This window comes from Pigmentiphaga litoralis (assembly GCF_048632615.1).
Taxonomy (GTDB): Bacteria; Pseudomonadota; Gammaproteobacteria; order Burkholderiales; family Burkholderiaceae_B; genus Pigmentiphaga; species Pigmentiphaga litoralis_B.
The window spans coordinates 1,072,488-1,092,426 of sequence record NZ_CP184479.1 but is presented as its reverse complement, the minus strand read 5'-3'; the positions used below and the strand labels follow the sequence as shown (position 1 = coordinate 1,092,426).

Here is a 19,939-nt window from a genome sequence, read left to right as displayed (position 1 = left end):
TATGACGTGGTCTTTCAATCGCCTGCGCGCCGGCGTGGCGGCGGCCGTGGCCGTTGCGGCCGCCGCGTGGGCCCCCGCTGTGCTGGCCCAGGACTATACGGGGCTGGTGCATGCGCGCCATGACCTGCTGCTGAGCGTCAGCGTGCCGGGCGTCGTGTCGCGCGTGCCGGCCGTGGTCGGCCAGCAGGTCGACGCGCGGGCGCCGCTGTTGATCCTGGACGATCGCATCCAGGCGACGGAGGTCACGCGCCGCAAGATTTTGCTCGACGACATGTCGGAACTGCGTTCGATCGAAGAGCGGCTGCGTATCCTTGCGCCGCTGTTCGAGGACACCCGCAAGCTGCTTGGCGCGCGGGGCGCGGTGAGCCGCGACGAAGTGGCCCGGCTGGAACTGGAACTGCTGACGGCCAAGGCGCGCCAGGCGCAATTGCTGGCCCAGAAGCAGCGCGAGCGCGTCGAATTGACGGCGGCCGAGCAGGAACGTGACACGCGCCGGCTGGTCGCGCCGGTGGCGGGTGTCATCACGCGTGTCGACACCGACATCGGGGAATGGGCCCGGCCCGGCGACGCGCTGATCCAGATCGTCGATGCCTCGGTCTGCTATCTGCGCCTGAATGTGCCGGTCGCCGCGGTGCAGGGGCTCAAGGTGGGCGCCGAACTGCCGGTGCGCTTCGAGGCCTCGGCCAACGTGGCGCCAACCAAAGGCAACGTCAGCTACCTTGCGCCGGTCATCGATGCCGCGAGCGGGCTGGTCGAGGTCCGGGTGAGCTTCCCGAATCCGAAGAATCAGGTGCCGCCCGGGATCAAGGGCATCGTGCAACTGTCGGCTGCCAAGACCGCCAGATGAACGCCCCCGGTACGCCGCCGCAGTTCGCGCCCGACGCCGTGTCGGTGATCAAGGCCCTGCAGGCCTTGCGGCGCGGCTCGCCGTCGCAGGCGGGCTACTGGGAGCAGGTGGCTGGCAGCCTGCGTTTCCTGTGCCGGGCGACGGCGGTCTGGGTCGTGCGCCAGGCAGGGACCGATGGCGCGGCGGGCCGGCTCGTGGGCGATTGGCTGCTGCTGGGCGAATCCGCCGACAGCGCGGCGATCGTCTTCGACACGCTCTGGCTGCAGGAACTGGCAACGCTGGTGCCGCGGGCCGAGGGCAAGGGCTATGCGGCAAGCCCCGGCGTCACGGCCGCGGGGCTGTCGGTGTTCCGGGTCGTGGTGCGGATGGAGCACACGGCGCGGTCCTTCGCGCTGCTGGAAATTCCGCAGCGCGAGCGCGCCAATCTGAACGAACTGGTGCTGCGCGCGCAACTGGTGGCGGACCTGCCGGGCGACCTGTCGCCGGTTCCGCCGCTGCCAGGACAGGGCAACGCCGTGCCGGCCGCCGGGCCGATGCCCGCGGCTGCGGTGCCCGTGCCGGCGGCCCCGGCCGGCGGTCCATCGGCAAGTGTTCCGGCCACTACCGGTCCTGCGGCGAATGTTCCCGCCGTGTCCCAAGGCGGTGGCGTCGTTCCGCCAACCGTGCCGGCGCTGGCCGGCAGTGCGGCGGATGCCGCGCCCGCGATGCCCGTCGTAGCGCCGCAGGTGCCGCTGTCGGAATTGCTCGATCTTGCCACGCAGGCCATGCGCCAGCCGCACCTGGGTTCGGCGCTGTTGACGCTGGTCAACGGGCTGGCCGCGGCGACCGGCGCCGCACAGGTGGCCTTCGGATGGGCGCACCGTGGCCACGTCAAGATGTCGACCATCAGCCACCTGGACCGCTTCGAATCGCACGCGGAACTGGTGGAATACAGCGAAGCCGCACTCGACGAAAGCCTGGAATACGAAGATACGGTGCGCAGCCCCGTTCCGCCGGGCGAACCGGTGTACCCCGCGCAGGAACGGTTGCGCGACGAGCAGGGCTTTCGGCACGTGTGCGCGATGGCGTTGCGCCGTGGCCTGGAGCCCGCGCCCGCCGCCGTGCTCATTGCCCATGCGGACAATCGCAACGTGGACGACGGCACCCTGGCCAATATCCGCATGATGTTCGACCTGACGCTGCCATGGCTGCTCGACCTGCGCGAGCGCGAAAAGTGGTGGGGCAAACGTCTGCGCGACTGGACCGCGGTTCGCCTGGCCGCGCTGTTCGGCCCGCAACATGTCTGGCTCAAGCTGATCGGGGTGGCCTTCGGCCTGTTCGCGCTGTACGCCACCTTTGCGACCTGGGAGTACCGCGTCAACGGCGGCGGCCAGTTGACGACCGACAGCACCCGTCTCGTCAGCGCAAGTTTCGAGGGCCGCGTCGATCGCGCCGACGTGACATCCGGCGATCTGGTCAAGGCGGGCGACATCCTGAGCGTGCTGGATACGCGCGAGTTGCGGCAGCAGGAATCCGATGCCCGTGCCGAGACCCGGCGCTATGCCGCCGAAGCGGACAAGGCGCGCGCCGGCGCCGCCTGGGCCGAAGTCGAAATCGCGACCGCCCGCCAGCAGCAATCCGAAGCGCGCCTGGCGCGCGTCATGGACATGATCGAGCAGTCGATCAGCCGCGCGCCGTTCGACGGGGTGGTGGTGGAGGGCGAACGCAAGGATCTGCTGGGTGCGCCGGTGCGCAAGGGCGACAAGATGTTCAAGCTTGCGCGGATCGAGGGCCTGTATGTGGTGGTCACGGTGCCCGAGCGCGACATGCCGCTGGTCGCGCCCGACGCCACGGGCGAGCTGGTGCTCGTGAGCCGTCCGGACGTCAAGATACCGCTCAAGGTGACCGCGGTGATTCCGGTGGCGCAGACCAAGGGCCAGGATGGCAACCAATTCATGATCCGGGCGGAATTGCAGCAGGCGCCCGAAGCCTGGTGGCGGCCCGGCATGAGCGGCGCGGTGCGCATCGATGCAGGCGAACGGAACGTGGCGTGGATCCTGACCCACCGCCTGATCGACAAACTGCGCCTGTGGTTGTGGTGGTAGGAGCACGCGATGCCAGGCGCAACCTTCAGTGATGCGTGGTACCGGATCGCCGACGCGCGCGTGGCGCTGCTGCCGGCGGTCAAGGTGCAGTCCCACCGCTATCGCGGACGCCTCTGGTTCGTGCTTGAAGATCCGTATTCCCAGAAGTTCTTCCGCATTACCCCCGAAGCCTACGATTTCGTCCGCGCGCTCGACAGCGAACGCACGGTCGACGAGGTGTGGACGGCCTACACGCAGACCCACGGCGCGGCCGCGCCGGGCCAGGACGAGGTCGTGCGGCTGCTGTCGCAGCTGCACATGTCCAACATGCTGTTCTTCAGCGGCCGGGCGCACAGCGACGCAATTTTCGAGCGCACGCGCACGCAAAAGCAGCGTGAACTGTACGGCAAGCTGCTGTCCTTCCTGTATGTGCGGGTGCGCCTGTTCGACCCGAATCGCCTGCTGGACCGCATTCGTCCGCTGATCATGTGGTGCACGGGCCGCACGGCGCTCGCGGTCTGGCTGGCCGTGGTGATCACGGGCGCGGTCAACGTGATCGAACACGCCGACGAACTCCATCAGCATACGCAAGGCCTGCTGTCGCTTGCGAACCTGCCGTGGCTGTATGCCGGCATGACGCTGCTCAAGGTCTTCCACGAAACGGCGCACGCGTTTGTCTGCAAGCGGTATGGCGGGCAGGTCCACACCTTCGGGGTGATGTTCCTGATCTTCACGCCGTTGCCCTATGTGGACGCAACCTCGGCCTGGGGGTTCGGCAACAAGTGGCGGCGCGCCTATGTCGGGCTGGCCGGGGTCGTCACGGAACTGTTCTTTGCGGCGATCGGTGCCTTTGTCTGGGCCCACACGTCGGAAGGGGTGATCAACAGCCTGGCCTTCAACGTGATGTTCATCGGGTCGGTGTCCGCGCTGCTGTTCAACGGCAACCCGCTGTTGCGCTTCGATGCCTATTACGTCCTTGCCGACCTGATCGAGATTCCGAACCTGTACCAGAAGGGACAGGCGCAGGTCGTGCACCAGTGCGACAAGTATCTGCTCGGCAACAAGGCGGGCGTGTCGCCGGCGACCGATCACACCGAGCGCGTCTGGTTCACGTCCTACGGTTGGGCCAGCCTGGTCTACCGGCTGCTGTTGAGCGTGACGATCCTGATGACCGTGCTGGACCAATGGTTCGCGATCGGCATTGCCTTGATGGCCACGACCCTGATCACCCTGATCGTGATGCCCGGCCGCAAGCTGATCGCCTACCTGATGAGCCCTGCGCTGGCGCAGCGCCGCGGCCGCGCGGTCGGCGCGCTCGCGGCCATGGTGTTCGCCGTGTACGCCTTCGTGGTCTGGGTTCCGCTGCCGCACGCGGTGCGCTTGCCGGGGGTGCTCGAGGCACGCCAGCGCGCAGTGATGTATGTGGATACGGCGGGGGCGCTCACGCAATTGCCGGTGCGCCATGGCCAGACCTTGCGCAAGGGCGACGTGATTGCCGTGCTGCGCAACGACGACCTCGAGCTGAACCTGCAACTGACGCGGCTTCAGATCGCGGAATACGACACCTTGCTGCGCCAGGCGCTGCAGCGTACGCCGGCCGACGTGGCGCCGCTTGAGCGCCGCGCCCAGGCGCTGGCCGAGCGGCTCGCGGAGTTCGAGGCCATGAAATCGCGGCTGGTGGTGCGCGCGCCGCAAGATGGCGAATGGGTGGCGCCCACCCTGCACGAACGCATGAATGGCTGGATCGAGCGCGGCCAGCCGCTGGGCGAAGTTGTGGATCTGTCGAGCTTCCGGTTTTCGGCGGTGCTGGCCCAGGCCGAAGCGGCAGAGCTGTTTCCAGCGGCGGACGGAAGCGGACAGCTGCGTCTCGTGGGGCAGGCCGGCGCAGGCATTCCCATCGCCCGGTTCGACCTGATTCCCTATCAACGCGAGCGCCTGGCGTCCCCGGCGCTGGGGTTCCTGGGCGGCGGCGACGTGGCCGTGCGGCCCGACGACAACAGCGGCACGCTCGCGACCGAATCCTTCTTCGAAGTCCGCGCCGGGGTTCCGACGCCCGCGCTTGCGACGGTCACCGCCTATCAGGGCATGTCGGGCGTGCTGCGCCTGACGCTGGACGACCAGCCCCTGTACGCCCGTGCGCGCAAGTCCTTCCTGCAACTGCTGCAACGCAGGTACGCCCTATGATCTTTCCCAATCCCGATGCCGGCACGCGCACGCAGGGGCCGGTCGAAGTCAAAAGCCCCTGGGGCAACCGCAACAAGCTGCGCGGATGGTGGCGCGTGCTGGCGGTGCCGCGCCGCCGCCGGCTGCAGCGTGAACTTGCCTTTGTCCTTGGGTCGGGCGACCGGCTCGCCGCGCTGACCGATGGCCAGCTGGACGCGCTGCTGATCGAGACACGCCGGGCGCTGCGGTCGGCAGTCGCGCGCAGCGGCATGCAGGGCGCCGTCGGCTTCCGTCCGCAAGCCCTGGCGTTGCTGGCCGAGACCGCCTTTCGTCAACTTGGCCTGCGCGCCGAGCCGAATCAATTGGTGGCTGCGCTGGCCATGGCCGACGGGCAGGTCGTCGAGCTGGCCGCGTGCGGTGGCAAGACCTTGGCGATCGCGCTGGCGGCGGTGCTGGGCGCCTGGGCGGGCCGCGTCTGCCACGTGCTGGCGGCCAGCGAGCTGCTGGCTGCACGCCATGCGGCCGACATGACGCCGCTGTTCGCGCGTTGCGGCGTCGAAGTCACGGCGCTGACGTCGGCCACGCCGCCCGAGGCGGCAGGGGCGGCCTACCGCGCGGACGTGCTGTACACCACGTCGCGCCGCATGCTGCTCGACAGCATCCGCGAGCGGCGGCTGCCTGGCGCGCCCGGTCCGGCCCGCCGCGGCGGCACGGTTCCGATGGATCACGACGGTCTGCAGTTGGCGCTGGTCGACGACGCCGACCGCGTCCTGATCGACGAAGCCAGCACCCCCTTCATGCTGTCCGAGCCGGGCGACAACCCCGTCCTGTTGACCGCCATCTCGCTGGCGCGCAGGCTGTGCGACCGGTTCGATCCGGCAACGCACTACCGGTTCGAAGGCCGGCGCATCCGCTTCACCCGCGCCGGCCTGGCGATGCTCGATGTCATTGCCAACGAATTGCCCGCATTGTGGCAGGCGCCGCGGCGGCGCGACGAACTGATGATGCAGGCCATTCTGGTGCGGGATCGCCTGGTGCGGGATCAGCATTACGTCGTCCAGAAGGATCCGCAGGGGCAGGGCGCGCGCGTGGCCTTCGGCGACGTGGCGGTGGCCGACCTGCTGCCCGAGCGCACCATGCACGTGGGCCTCACGCAAGCCATCGAGGCCCGCGAGGGCCTGCCGCTTACCCACCCGCCCCGCACGGCCGACCGGCTCAGTTACCAGGCCTTTTTCGCCCGCTACCACCGGATCGCCGGTTGCGCGTCCAGCCTGGGCGGCCTGGAAGACGAACTGTGGCGCATCTATGGCCTGGTTTCGCAACGCCTGCGCGACGCGGGCACGGCGCAGGCCGTGGTGCAGCACCGGGTCGTGACCGACGCGGCCGCCCGGGTCGACATTGCGGTCGACGCCGTCGTCGCCTGGGTGTCGTCCGACCATGCCGTGCTGATCGGATTGCAGAAAGTCGATTCGTTCCGGCCTATGGTCGAAGCCCTGCGCCGGCGCGGCATCGAGCCGCGTGTCCTGGGGGCCGCGCCGCCGGTCAGCGCCGACTTCGTGATCTCGCCGTGCGAAGTGCTGATCGTGCCCGAGCCCCTGCTTGCGGGCGCCGATGTGCGTCTGAACCGGCCCCGCACGCCGCTCGCGCTGATGCTGCCGGAGCAGCTCGAATCTGCGCGTGCCGAGCGAGCCTTCTGGGCGCGAGGCGCCCGGCTGGGCACCACGCGCGTGGGGCTGCGCCTGATCGATCTGGCGCATCGCGATGTGCCCGGATGGTTGCAGCGCGCGCACCGCATCATGGGCCGCCAGGCCCGCGTCGCGCCGCTGGCCGCCTCATCGCTGGGCATGCGGCTGCTGCTGCGCCGCGCCGTCTTCCAATCCCGACGCCGCGCCGCCAAGGGCGCGCGTTTCCAGCGCCACCAACTGTTTCTTCACGAACAACAACTGCGTTTGCAGCTGGCGTTTGCCACGGCCCGTCCGTCCGGCAACCCCGCGCCCACGCCGTCTCCTACAGGTGAATCCCATGCGACTTTCAAGCCCTGATCTGTCGACGCTGCCGCGTTGTTTCGGCCGTCCGGCCCTGGCCCTGCCCGCCAGCGTGCTGGCGGCGGCCGTGCTGGCCGCGTGCGGTGGCGGCGGTGGCGATTCGACCCCGCCGCCACCGGTCGTGACGGTGTCGTCGGCCCCGACGCTCGAGGCCGATGGCCGCATCGTGTTCGCCGTTGCGTTGAACGAGCCGTCGCCCAAGGGCGTGACGCTGTCGTACTCGACGTCGGACCTGAGCCCCACGCTCGCGGCCAAGGCCATCCCGGGCTATGCGCGGGGCGGCGCCGCGTGCGGGACCGGCATCGACTACGTCAGCGCCACCAACGTGGCGTTGCCCATCGCCGCGGGCGCCTCCACCGGGTCGATCACGGTCGTGACCTGCAATGACGCCACCTTCCAGGCCAACAAGAAGTTCACCCTGACCGTCAATGGCGGGGCCAGTCCCGTCGTCGCGGCGGCCACTATCGTCAACGACGAGGTCGGTGGCCTGAACGACACCGGCATCGCCACCTGCGTGGACGCCAACGGCGCCGCCGCGGCGTGCCCGGCCGCAGGCCTGCCCGGACAGGACGCCCAGACCGGACGGGATGCCCTTGCCGTCACGCAATCGCCTGCCGATGGGCTGGCCGGCTTCTCGTATGCCAAGGTCGGCGCGGCGGGCGAGTCCCTGGCCGCCAGCGCGACCGCCTGGTCGTGCGTGCGCGATGCGGTCACCGGGCTGCTCTGGCAGGTCGAACCGTCCGTTGCCGTGCCGTCGGCGCTGCCATACGCCAGCGTGCAGGCCCGGGTCGATGCCGCCAATGCGGCGCGCCTGTGCGGCGTCGCCACGTGGCGCGTGCCCGAGGTCGCCGAACTGTCGTCGCTGGTGAACAGCGGCAAGACGACCGGTGTCGCCATGGATTCCGCCTGGTTCGCGGACACGGCGGGCCTGGGCAACCAGGCGGCATCCCTGTACTGGAGCGCCACGACCTTCCCCGCAGATACCCAGACCGCCTGGGTCGTCGATTTTTCCATTGGCGCGATCGGCGTCAAGAACACGGCGAGCGGCAGCGGCAACGCCCTGGCGTTGCGGCTGGTCAGTGGCGCGGCACAGTCCGTGTCTTCGGCGGCACCGTGCACGGTGGGCGGCGCGATCAACCCGGCAACCGACCGCTATTTGGACAACGGCGACGGCACCATTACCGACAAAACGACCCAGCTGATGTGGATGCAATGCAGCCTGGGCCAGTCCGGCGCCGCCTGCGCAACGGGTGCGCCGACCGCGGCCTCCTGGAGCGCCGCGCTGGGCGCCGCCGCCTCGGTCAATGCCGATGCCGCGGGGCTGGGTAAGGGGTATTCCGACTGGCGTCTTCCGAATCGGAACGAACTGGGTTCGATCGTCGATCGCGCCTGCCGTTCGCCGTCGGTGAACAGCGCTTACTTCCCCGAACGGGGTTGGCAAGTTACTGGACCAGTTCACCGTCGCAAATCATCCCCAAAACCGCGTGGCAGCTGAATTTTGTCGACGGCGACGCAGCGCCGGGGGATACTTCGGGATCGAGATTAATACGTATGGTTAGGGCTGGGAATTAATCCCTAACACTCACCAAAATCCCTTGACGAATAGCGCCCGCCACCGGGCGCTATTTCGCGTTTGAGCAGTAAGCGCCCGGCAATGACGCCAGTGCGTGCGGACGTACAGAAACACCTACACCGGAAAAAAGGTTCGAAGACGATGAGAGCGCAGAACAAAAAGGTTGCCAATCTGGTTCGCGACGCATGGCGGGTGGAGGCCCTCGAGCCGCGCGTGCTGCTCTCTGCGGATCCGGTGGTGGGCGCCGTCGTCCAGGCCGTGGTGGTCGATGACCGCGATCACGACCAGCAGATCCATGCCGCCTACGACTTCGACCATCCGGGTACCCCCGAGCCGCTGCTGACGCGCGCGCAGGCGCATTACGCGCTTGTCGAGCAGCCTCGGCTGGTGGCCCCGGTCACGTTCTCGGTGGATCGGGACGTGTTCGACCTGGGCGTGATTTCCCGCCAGGGTTATTACGACAGCACGTTGACGGTGGCGGCCAACGAAGAACTGCACGGCAGCGGCGCGCTGAACGTGTCGCTGCTGAACGCGGGCGTCGTCAGCCCCGGGTATTCGCCTGGCGTCCAGAACGTTGCCAGCTACACGCAGGGCGCGGGCGCCACGCTCGAAATCGAACTGGGCGGCAACACGGCGGGCACGGGCACCGGCCACTACGACCAGCTCAATGTCGCCAACACCGCGTCGCTGGACGGCTTGTTGTCGGTCAAGCTGATCGATGGCTTCAAGCCCGCCGATGGCGAAGTCTTCACCTTCCTGACCTTTGGCGCCATCAGCGGCAGCTTTGCCAGCGGCACGGGTCTGCTGGCGGCCGACGAAGGCCTGTATTTCGAACTGAAGCAGAACGCGAACACCCTGCAGCTCGTCGCGCATCATCTGGACGAAACCACCGCCTTCATGGTCGACACCCTAGGATCGACCGTCGCCGGCGGCCTGGGCGACCGGATGGGCGAATGGCTCAACTACGATTATTTCGGCAACAACCAGACCGTCTCGTTCGCCGGCGACATCGACCTGGGCAACGGACTGAACCTGTCGGGCAATTTCTCGCTGGGCTACACAGCCAACGTCGCGCTTGACCATGACGGGGTATCGGGTCTGTACGACGTCTGGCGCCTGGGTCTGGTCGACGGCCAGGGCTACCTCGGGCTGGACGCCACGAACATCTCGTCTCCGGGACTGCGCTTCAGCGATGCCGACATCGGCGCGCTGTTCATCAGCGCCACCGACGGCAGCGACCTGGGCTGGGTGCTCGCCACGGGTCAGGCCAGCGGTTTTTCGCTGAACGGCATGCCCGGCATGACCTTGAGCGCGCAGCAGCTCACCCTCGATTTCGCGGTCGGCCTGGGCACCCATGCGGATGGCTCGGCCAACGACGGCGGCTTCGACCTGTCGGCGCACCCCCTGGCGGTGACCGACACGAACGGCACGGCGCTTTTCACCTTTGATGACGCCGCCACGACCAAGGACCATGTCGCCCTGAGCGGCACGGCCACCCTGGTCATCATGAACGACATCACGATCGCCGGCGACATCGGCCTGTCGGCGTCGGACACGCTGCTGTACGCAGCGGGCCAGAACGTCAGCGCGCATCTGGACGCGGGCGGCATTTCCGTCGGTATCGCGCAAGGCTCCTTCGGCCTCGTGATCGGCGCGACCGGCCTGATCACGCTCGAAGCGCAAGGCTCGGCCCATCTGGTCGGCGGCGACTTCGGCAGCGTCAGCGCGCAATCGGCGCTGCTGCGCTTCAACCAGTCCACCTCGGCCTTCACCGGCACGGTGCTGTCCTTCGGCAGCTTCGACTACACCTTTGGCGACATGCCCGCCTCGGCCTCCGCCACGGTCAACGTGCAAGGCCTGAACGCCGTCGTGTCGAACAGCTTCGTCGTCAGCGGCGACTTCGCGTTCGGCCGCGACGCCGTTACCGGCGCCATGCAGATCGTCGCGTCGCATGCCTACGTGGCCTTGCGTTCGGGCAGCTTCGACGTCGGCGTCAGCAATGCATCCGTCGGCCTGCTGGTGCAGGACACCGGTCCGCACGCCGGGACCATCCTGGAAGCCAGCGGCGGCATCAACGTCAATCTGGGCGGCCAGGTGGAACTGGCCGGCACCGTCGCCAGCGTGCGCTGGAACAGCACCCTGGACAACGCCAGCGGCCAGGCGATCGATGTGGCCGGCGCCACCCACACCTTCGGCGCCGGCCTGACCGCCGGCCTGCAGGAAGTCGCCGTTACCGGCGGCCTGCTCGAAGTCGCCGGTTTCTTCAGCGCCACGGGCGACTTCGCCCTCCACAAAAGCGTCGGATCCGTCTTTCTGGCGGACAATGCCGCGACCCAGGCCGACGAATCGGCCAATGCCATCTCGGTCGACCTGCTGACCCTGGGCGCGCGCGACGTCAGCGCCACCGCCGGGCTGGCGGGCACCGCCCTCGGCCTGCAACTGAGCGGCGTCGAATTCGCGCTGGCGCTCATGAGCGCGCGCAACGACGCCACCCGCAGCTGGACCAGTCTGCAGGCATCCGCCGGCAGCGTCGCGCTGAGCGGCGTCGACAACGTTACCGCGACTGGCAGCCAGTTCGGCGTCACCATCAACCGCGCCAACAAGGCAGGCGACACCGTCGTCGACCTGGCCCGCGCCCCGGTTGAAGTCGCCACCGGCGCCACCACCCACGTCGACCTCGACATGGCCGGCAGCCAGGGCGACCTCGTCCACGCGCAGGGCACCCTGAACCTGGACCTGTTCGGCTTCGTGCAGGCCACCGGCTCGTTCGCCATCGACAAGCGTACCGACACCGTCACCCTGGCGGGCAATGCCGGCGCGGTCACGGTGGACGTGCTGACCTTCGGCGCAACGCAGGCCTCGGCGTTCGCGGGCGTCAACGGCGGCAAAACCGGCGCGGTGGGCGTCTCGCTCACGGGCGTCGACTTCGGTCTGGCGCTGCTTGCCGACCAGGCCGATGCCAGCCGGACCTGGACCAGCGTCCAGGCCAAGGCGCACGGCGTCACGTTTGCAGGCATCACCGGCCTGACCCTGGCCGCCAGCGAACTCGATGTCGCCATCAACCAGGCCAACAAGGCCGGCGACGCGGTCGTCGACTACCTGGCCCAAGGCCTGGCGATCGACACCGGCACGTCGGTCATCCAGTTCGACATGGCCGGCGCCAAGGGCGAACTGCTGCAGGCCAGCGGCGCACTGCATGTCGACGCTTTCGGTTTCTTCCAGGTCGATGGCGCCTTTGCCATCCAGAAGAGTTCGCAGTCCGTCACGCTGGCCGACAACAGCACCGTCACGGTCGACCTGCTCACCCTCGGCGCCAGCAACGTCAACGCCTTTGCCGGCGTCAACGGCGGCGCGCCGGGCGCCACCGGCCTGAACCTGACCGGCGTCGAATTCGGACTGGCGCTTGCCAGCCAGCACATGGCCGCGGGCAGCACCACGCCAGCCCGTACCTGGACCACCCTGCAAGCCTCCGCGCAAAGCGCCGCTTTCGTGGGCGTCGACGGCCTGACGCTCAGCGCCGGATCGATCAATGTCGCGATCAACCAGGCCAGCGCCGCCAACGACGACGTCATCGACTACGCGGCCGGCAAGACGGCGCTGTCGGTGGTGACCGGCACCGGCCGCACGCTGGACCTGTCGCTGGACGGCGCCAAGGGCGACCTGCTGCAAGCCAGCGGTAACCTGAGCCTGGACGTATTTGGATTCTTCAAGGTCGATGGCGGTTTTGCCATTGAGAAGAGCAGCAAGACGGTCACGTTGAGCGATAACAACTCCGTCGACGTCAATCTGCTGACGATCGGGGCGAGCGGTGTTTCCGCGTTCGCGGGCTTGAATGGTGGCACCACCAGCAAGCTGGGTCTTGAGCTGACGGGTGTCGAGTTTGGTCTGGCGTTGATGAGCCAGAAAATGGCCACGGGTGCCACGACTCCAGCGCGTACCTGGACGTCGCTGCAGGCGCATGCTGACAGCGCCAGCTTCGTCGGCGTAGACGGGTTGACCCTGACGGCCGACTCGATCGATGTCAACGTCAACCAAGCGAGCGCTGCGAACGACGCTGTCGTTGATTACTCGACCGGCAAGACTGAACTGGTCGTCGCGACCGGTCCGTCCAACACCCTTGCGCTGTCGATGGAAGGCAGCAAGGGTAAGCTGATCCAAGCTGCAGGCAACCTGCATATCGATGTATTTGGCTTCTTCAAGGTCGATGGCGGCTTTGCTATCGAGAAGAGCAGCAAGACGATTACGTTGAGCGACAACAGCTCCGTTGACGTCAACCTGCTCACCATTGGTGCTAGCGGTGTCTCCGCCTTCGCAGGTTTGAATGGCAACACCACCAGCAAGCTCGGCCTTGAGCTGACGGGTGTGGAATTTGGCTTGGCTCTTATGAGCCAAAAGATGGCCACCGGTGCCACGACTCCAGCGCGTACTTGGACGTCGCTGCAAGCCCACGCCGACAGCGCCAGCTTTGTTGGCATGGATGGTTTGACGCTGACGGCTGACTCGATCGACGTCAACGTCAACCAAGCGAGCGCCGCGAACGACGCCGTGGTTGATTACTCGACCGGCAAGACTGAACTGGTTGTCGCGACCGGTCCGTCGAACACCCTGGCATTGTCGATGGAAGGCAGCAAGGGTGAACTGATCCAAGCTGCAGGCAACCTGCATATCGATGTTTTCGGCTTCTTCAAGGTCGATGGCGGCTTTGCTATCGAGAAGAGCAGCAAGACGATTACGTTGAGCGACAACAGCTCCGTTGACGTCAACCTGCTCACCATTGGTGCTAGCGGTGTCTCCGCCTTCGCAGGTCTGAACGGCAATACCACCAGCAAGCTGGGTCTTGAGCTGACCGGCGTCGAGTTCGGCCTGGCGCTGATGAGCCAAAAGATGGCCACTGGTGGCACGACTCCAGCGCGTACCTGGACGTCGCTGCAGGCGCATGCTGACAGCGCCAGCTTTGTCGGCGTGGATGGTTTGACGCTGACCGCTGACTCGATCGACGTCAACGTCAACCAAGCGAGCGCAGCGAACGACGCCGTGGTTGATTACTCGACCGGCAAGACTGAACTGGTTGTCGCGACCGGTCCGTCGAACACGTTGGCGCTGTCGATGGAAGGCAGCAGGGGCGAGCTGATTCAAGCTGCAGGCAACCTGCATATCGATGTATTTGGCTTCTTCAAGGTCGATGGCGCGTTCGCCATCGAAAAGAGCAGCAAGACGATCACGTTGAGCGACAACAGCTCCGTTGACGTCAACCTGCTGACCATCGGTGCAAGCGGTGTTTCGGCATTTGCCGGCTTGAACGGCAACACCACCAGCAAGCTCGGCCTTGAGCTGACGGGTGTGGAATTTGGCTTGGCTCTTATGAGCCAAAAGATGGCCACTGGTGCCACGACTCCAGCGCGTACCTGGACGTCGCTGCAGGCCCACGCTGACAGCGCCAGCTTTGTTGGCGTGGATGGTCTGACGCTGACGGCCGACTCAATTGATGTCAACGTCAACCAAGCCAGCCAACTGAACGACGCGGTCGTCGACTACTCGACCGGCAAGACCGACCTCGTCGTCGCCACCGGTCCGTCCGACACCCTCGCGCTGTCGATGGAAGGCAGCAAGGGCGAACTGATCCAGGCCGCCGGCAACCTGCACATCGATGTATTCGGTTTCTTCAAAGTCGATGGCGCGTTTGCCATCGAGAAAAGCAGCAAGACGATCACGTTGAGCGACAACAGCTCCGTCGACGTCAACCTGCTCACCATCGGCGCTAGCGGTGTTTCCGCCTTCGCAGGCCTCAATGGCAACACCACCAGCAAGCTTGGCCTCGAGCTGACAGGTGTCGAATTCGGCTTGGCTCTCATGAGCCAGAAAATGGCCTCGGGCGCGACCACGCCCGCCCGTACGTGGACGTCGCTGCAAGCCCACGCCGACAGCGCCAGCTTCATTGGCGTTGATGGAATGACGCTGACTGCCGACTCGATCGATGTCAATGTCAACCAAGCTAGCCAACTGAACGACGCCGTCGTTGATTACTCGACCGGCAAGACTGAACTGGTTGTCGCGACAGGTCCGTCGAACACCCTGGCATTGTCGATGGAAGGCAGCAAGGGTGAATTGATCCAAGCTGCAGGCAACCTGCATATCGATGTATTTGGCTTCTTCAAGGTCGACGGCGCGTTTGCCATCGAGAAAAGCAGCAAGACGGTCACGTTGAGCGACAACAGCTCCGTCGACGTCAACCTGCTTACCATTGGTGCTAGCGGTGTCTCCGCCTTCGCAGGTCTGAACGGCAATACCACCAGCAAGCTGGGTCTTGAGCTGACCGGCGTCGAGTTCGGCCTGGCGCTGATGAGCCAAAAGATGGCCACTGGCGCTACGACGCCAGCGCGTAGCTGGACCTCGCTGCAAGCCCACGCCGACAGCGCGAGCTTCGTCGGCGTAGACGGCCTGACGCTGACGGCTGACTTGATCGACGTCAACGTCAACCAAGCCAGCCAACTGAACGATGCTGTTGTCGATTACTCGACCGGCAAGACCGACCTTGTTGTCGCAACCGGTCCGTCGAACACCCTTGCGCTGTCGATGGAAGGTAGCAAGGGTGAGCTGATCCAGGCCGCAGGCAACCTGCACATCGACGTCTTCGGCTTCTTCAAGGTGGATGGTGCGTTCGCCATCGAGAAGAGCAGTAAGACAGTCACGTTGAGCGACAACAGCTCCGTCGACGTCAATCTGCTGACGATTGGGGCGAGCGGTGTCTCGGCATTTGCCGGCCTGAATGGCAATACGACGAGCAGCAAGCTCGGCCTTGAGCTGACGGGCGTCGAATTCGGCTTGGCTCTCATGAGCCAGAAAATGGCCTCGGGCGCGACCACGCCCGCCCGTACGTGGACGTCGCTGCAAGCCCACGCTGACAGCGCCAGCTTTGTTGGCGTGGATGGTTTGACGCTGACGGCTGACTCGATCGATGTCAATGTCAACCAAGCCAGCCTGCTGAACGACGCTGTTGTCGATTACTCGACCGGCAAGACCGACCTTGTTGTCGCAACCGGTCCGTCGAACACCCTTGCGCTGTCGATGGAAGGTAGCAAGGGTGAGCTGATCCAGGCCGCAGGCAACCTGCACATCGACGTCTTCGGCTTCTTCAAGGTGGATGGTGCGTTCGCCATCGAGAAGAGCAGTAAGACAGTCACGTTGAGCGACAACAGCTCCGTCGACGTCAATCTGCTGACGATCGGGGCGAGCGGTGTTTCGGCATTTGCCGGCTTGAACGGCAACACCACCAGCAAGCTCGGCCTTGAGCTGACGGGTGTGGAATTTGGCTTGGCTCTTATGAGCCAGAAGATGGCCACGGGTGCCACGACGCCAGCGCGCACTTGGACCTCGCTGCAAGCCCACGCCGACAGCGCGAGCTTCGTCGGCGTTGATGGACTGACGCTGACTGCCGACTCGATCGATGTCAATGTCAACCAAGCTAGCCAACTGAACGACGCCGTCGTTGATTACTCGACCGGCAAGACGGACCTCGTCGTCGCGACCGGTCCGTCGAACACCCTGGCATTGTCGATGGAAGGCAGCAAGGGTGAGCTGATCCAGGCCGCAGGCAACCTGCACATCGATGTATTCGGCTTTTTCAAGGTGGATGGTGCGTTCGCCATCGAGAAGAGCAGTAAGACAGTCACGTTGAGCGACAACAGCTCCGTAAACGTCAATCTGCTGACCATCGGTGCCAGCGGTGTCTCCGCGTTCGCAGGCCTCAATGGCAACACCACCAGCAAGCTTGGCCTCGAGCTGACTGGTGTCGAATTCGGCTTGGCTCTCATGAGCCAGAAGATGGCCTCGGGCGCGACCACGCCCGCCCGTACGTGGACTTCGCTGCAAGCCCACGCCGACAGCGCCAGCTTCATCGGCGTGGACGGCCTGACGCTGACGGCCGACTCAATTGATGTCAACGTCAACCAAGCCAGCCAACTGAACGACGCGGTCGTCGACTACTCGGCCGGCAAGACCGACCTCGTCATCGCAACCGGTCCGTCGAACACCCTTGCGTTGTCGATGGAAGGCAGCAAGGGTGAGCTGATCCAGGCCGCAGGCAACCTGCATATTGATGTATTTGGATTCTTCAAAGTCGATGGCGCGTTCGCTATCGAAAAGAGCAGCAAGACGGTCACGTTGAGCGACAACAGCTCCGTCGACGTCAATCTGCTCACCATCGGCGCTAGCGGTGTCTCGGCATTTGCAGGTCTGAACGGCAATACCACTAGCAAGCTTGGCCTCGAGCTGACGGGTGTTAAATTTGGTCTGGCTCTCATGAGCCAGAAGATGGCCACGGGTGCCACGACGCCAGCCCGCACCTGGACCAGCCTCCAGGCTCACGCCGACAGCGCCAGCTTCATCGGCGTAGACGGCCTGACACTGACCGCCGACTCGATCGATGTCAACGTCAACCAAGCTAGCCAACTGAACGACGCCGTCGTTGATTACTCGGCTGGCAAGACTGAACTGGTTGTCGCGACCGGTCCGTCGAACACCCTTGCGTTGTCGATGGAAGGCAGCAAGGGCGAACTGATTCAAGCGGCAGGCAACCTGCACATTGATGTATTCGGCTTCTTCAAAGTCGATGGCGCCTTCGCCATCGAGAAGAGCAGCAAGACGATTACGTTGAGCGACAACAGCTCCGTTGAAGTCAATCTGCTTACTATCGGTGCCAACGGTGTTTCCGCGTTCGCTGGCCTGAATGGCAATACGACCAGCAAGCTTGGCCTCGAGCTGGCGGGTGTCGAATTTGGTTTGGCTCTGATGAGCCAGAAGATGGCCAACGGTGCCACGACTCCTGCCCGTACGTGGACTTCGCTGCAAGCCCACGCCGACAACGCCAGCTTCATCGGCGTGGACGGCCTGACGCTCACCGCTGATTCAATCGACGTCAACGTCAACCAAGCCAGCAAGCTCAATGACGCCGTCGTCGACTACTCGACCGGTAAGACCGACCTCGTTGTCGCCACTGGTCCGTCCGACACCCTCGCGTTGTCGATGGAAGGCAGCAAGGGCGAGCTGATCCAGGCCGCAGGCAACCTGCATATTGATGTATTCGGCTTCTTCAAGGTCGACGGCGCATTCGCCATCGAAAAGAGCAGCAAGACCGTCACACTGTCGGATAACACGACTGTCGACGTCAACCTCCTGACCATCGGCGCGAGCAACGTCTCCGCCTTCGCCGGCCTGAACGGCGGCACGACCAGCGCGCTCGGCCTGCAACTCACCGGCGTCGATTTCGGCCTGGCTCTGATGAGCCAAAAGATGGCTACCGGTGCAACCACCCCGGCCCGCACCTGGACCAGCCTGCAAGCCCACGCCGACAGCGCCAGCTTCGTCGGCGTTGATGGACTGACGCTGACCGCCGACTCGATCGATGTCAATGTCAACCAAGCCAGCCAACTGAACGACGCCGTCGTTGATTACTCGGCTGGCAAGACTGAACTGGTTGTCGCGACCGGTCCGTCGAACACCCTGGCATTGTCGATGGAAGGCAGCAAGGGTGAGCTAATCCAGGCTGCAGGCAACCTGCATATTGATGTATTTGGATTCTTCAAAGTCGACGGCGCATTTGCCATCGAGAAGAGCAGCAAGACGGTCACGTTGAGCGACAACAGCTCCGTTGACGTCAACCTGCTCACCATTGGCGCTAGCGGTGTCTCGGCATTTGCCGGCCTGAACGGCAATACGACCAGCAAGCTCGGCCTTGAGCTGACTGGCGTCGAGTTCGGTCTGGCGCTGATGAGCCAGAAGATGGCCACGGGCTCAACCACCCCGGCCCGCACCTGGACCAGCCTGCAAGCCCACGCCGACAGCGCCAGCTTCGTCGGCGTGGATGGTTTGACCCTGACTGCCGACTCGATCGATGTCAACGTCAACCAAGCCAGCCAACTGAACGACGCCGTGGTTGATTACTCGACCGGCAAGACTGACCTCGTTGTCGCCACGGGTCCGTCGAACACGCTTGCGCTGTCCATGGAAGGCAGCAAGGGTGAACTGATCCAAGCTGCAGGCAACCTGCACATTGATGTATTTGGTTTCTTCAAGGTCGATGGCGGTTTTGCCATTGAGAAGAGCAGTAAAACCGTCACGCTGTCGGATGACTCGACGGTTGACGTCAACCTGCTGACCATTGGCGCTAGCAACGTCTCCGCTTTCGCCGGCCTAAACGGCGGCACGACCAGCGCGCTCGGCCTGCAACTCACCGGCGTCGAATTCGGCCTGGCTCTGATGAGCCAAAAGATGGCTACCGGTGCAACCACCCCGGCCCGCACCTGGACCAGCCTCCAGGCCCACGCCGACAACGCCAGCTTCATCGGCGTGGACGGCCTGACGCTCACCGCCGATTCAATCGACGTCAACGTCAACCAAGCCAGCAAGCTCAACGACGCCGTCGTCGACTACTCGACCGGCAAGACCGACCTTGTTGTCGCCACCGGTCCGTCCGACACGCTTGCGCTGTCGATGAACGGTGCCAAAGGCGAACTGATCCAGGCCGCAGGCAACCTGCACATCGACGTCTTCGGCTTCTTCAAGGTCGACGGCGCTTTCGCCATCGAAAAGAGCAGCAAAACGGTCACGCTGTCGGATAACTCGACGGTAGACGTCAACCTCCTGACCATCGGCGCCAGCAACGTCTCCGCCTTCGCCGGCCTGAATGGCGGCACGTCGGACGCGATGGGGCTGCAACTGACCGGCGTCGAATTCGGCCTGGCGCTGATGAGCCAGAAAATGGCGTCGGGCGCCACCACGCCTGCCCGTTCGTGGACCACCCTGCAGGCCGAAGCGGCCAGCGTCACCGTGGTGGGCATGGGCGACATCGAGCTGGCGGCCGACACGCTGACCGTATCGGTGAACCAGGCCAGCAAGGTCAACGACGCGGTCGTCGACTACGCCGCCGGCAAGACCGACCTGATCGTCGCCACCGGTCCGTCCAACACCCTGGCGCTGTCCATCGACGGCGCCAAGGGCGAGATGATCCAGGCGGCTGGCCACTTGACCCTGGACGTGTATGGCTTCTTCCAGGTCGACGGCAACTTTGCGATTGAAAAGAGCAGTTCGTCGGTCACGTTGGCCGACAAGAGCGTGGTCGATGTCAACCTGTTGACCATCGGCGCGAGCCATGTGAATGCCTTTGCAGGCCTGAACGGTGGCACGACGGGCGCCATTGGTCTGCAATTGACGGATGTGGACTTTGGCCTGGCGATGATGACGCAGAAGTCGG

6 protein-coding genes (1 of these 6 running past the window's edge) are annotated in these 19,939 nt (G+C 65.2%); all 6 read left to right on the top strand.

What is annotated here, in order from left to right; all coding sequences use genetic code 11:
• Window position 1 precedes the first annotated feature (1 nt).
• On the top strand, window positions 2–847 hold the full coding sequence (locus tag ACNANG_RS04755; RefSeq protein ID WP_420226209.1) for an efflux RND transporter periplasmic adaptor subunit: 846 nt from the start codon (window positions 2–4) through the stop codon (window positions 845–847).
• Entirely contained in the window at window positions 844–2,931 is a 2,088-nt protein-coding gene (locus tag ACNANG_RS04750; RefSeq protein WP_420226208.1) for an efflux RND transporter periplasmic adaptor subunit, read from the top strand. Before ACNANG_RS04755 ends, ACNANG_RS04750 begins: the two co-directional genes overlap by 4 nt.
• Before the next feature lie 9 nt (window positions 2,932–2,940).
• Complete coding sequence (locus tag ACNANG_RS04745; protein ID WP_420226207.1) at window positions 2,941–5,094, top strand: biotin/lipoyl-binding protein; 2,154 nt, start codon at window positions 2,941–2,943, stop codon at window positions 5,092–5,094.
• Window positions 5,091–7,115 (top strand): hypothetical protein, encoded by a 2,025-nt coding sequence (locus ACNANG_RS04740; RefSeq protein ID WP_420226206.1) that lies wholly within the window; start codon window positions 5,091–5,093, stop codon window positions 7,113–7,115. Before ACNANG_RS04745 ends, ACNANG_RS04740 begins: the two co-directional genes overlap by 4 nt.
• Window positions 7,096–8,613, top strand: a complete 1,518-nt coding sequence (locus ACNANG_RS04735; RefSeq protein ID WP_420226205.1) for a DUF1566 domain-containing protein — start codon at window positions 7,096–7,098, stop codon at window positions 8,611–8,613. Before ACNANG_RS04740 ends, ACNANG_RS04735 begins: the two co-directional genes overlap by 20 nt.
• Before the next feature lie 291 nt (window positions 8,614–8,904).
• Window positions 8,905–19,939 carry the 5' portion of a hypothetical protein gene (locus ACNANG_RS04730; protein WP_420226204.1) on the top strand. The gene runs 11,885 nt beyond the window's last position, so the window shows 11,035 of its 22,920 coding nt (coding positions 1–11,035); its start codon is at window positions 8,905–8,907; the stop codon falls past the right edge of the window.

Coding starts and splice junctions, on each gene's coding strand:
- ACNANG_RS04755 (WP_420226209.1), top strand. CDS start 2: ATGACGTGGTCTTTCAATCGCCTGCGCGCCGGCGTGGCGGCGGCCGTG.
- ACNANG_RS04750 (WP_420226208.1), top strand. CDS start 844: ATGAACGCCCCCGGTACGCCGCCGCAGTTCGCGCCCGACGCCGTGTCG.
- ACNANG_RS04745 (WP_420226207.1), top strand. CDS start 2,941: ATGCCAGGCGCAACCTTCAGTGATGCGTGGTACCGGATCGCCGACGCG.
- ACNANG_RS04740 (WP_420226206.1), top strand. CDS start 5,091: ATGATCTTTCCCAATCCCGATGCCGGCACGCGCACGCAGGGGCCGGTC.
- ACNANG_RS04735 (WP_420226205.1), top strand. CDS start 7,096: ATGCGACTTTCAAGCCCTGATCTGTCGACGCTGCCGCGTTGTTTCGGC.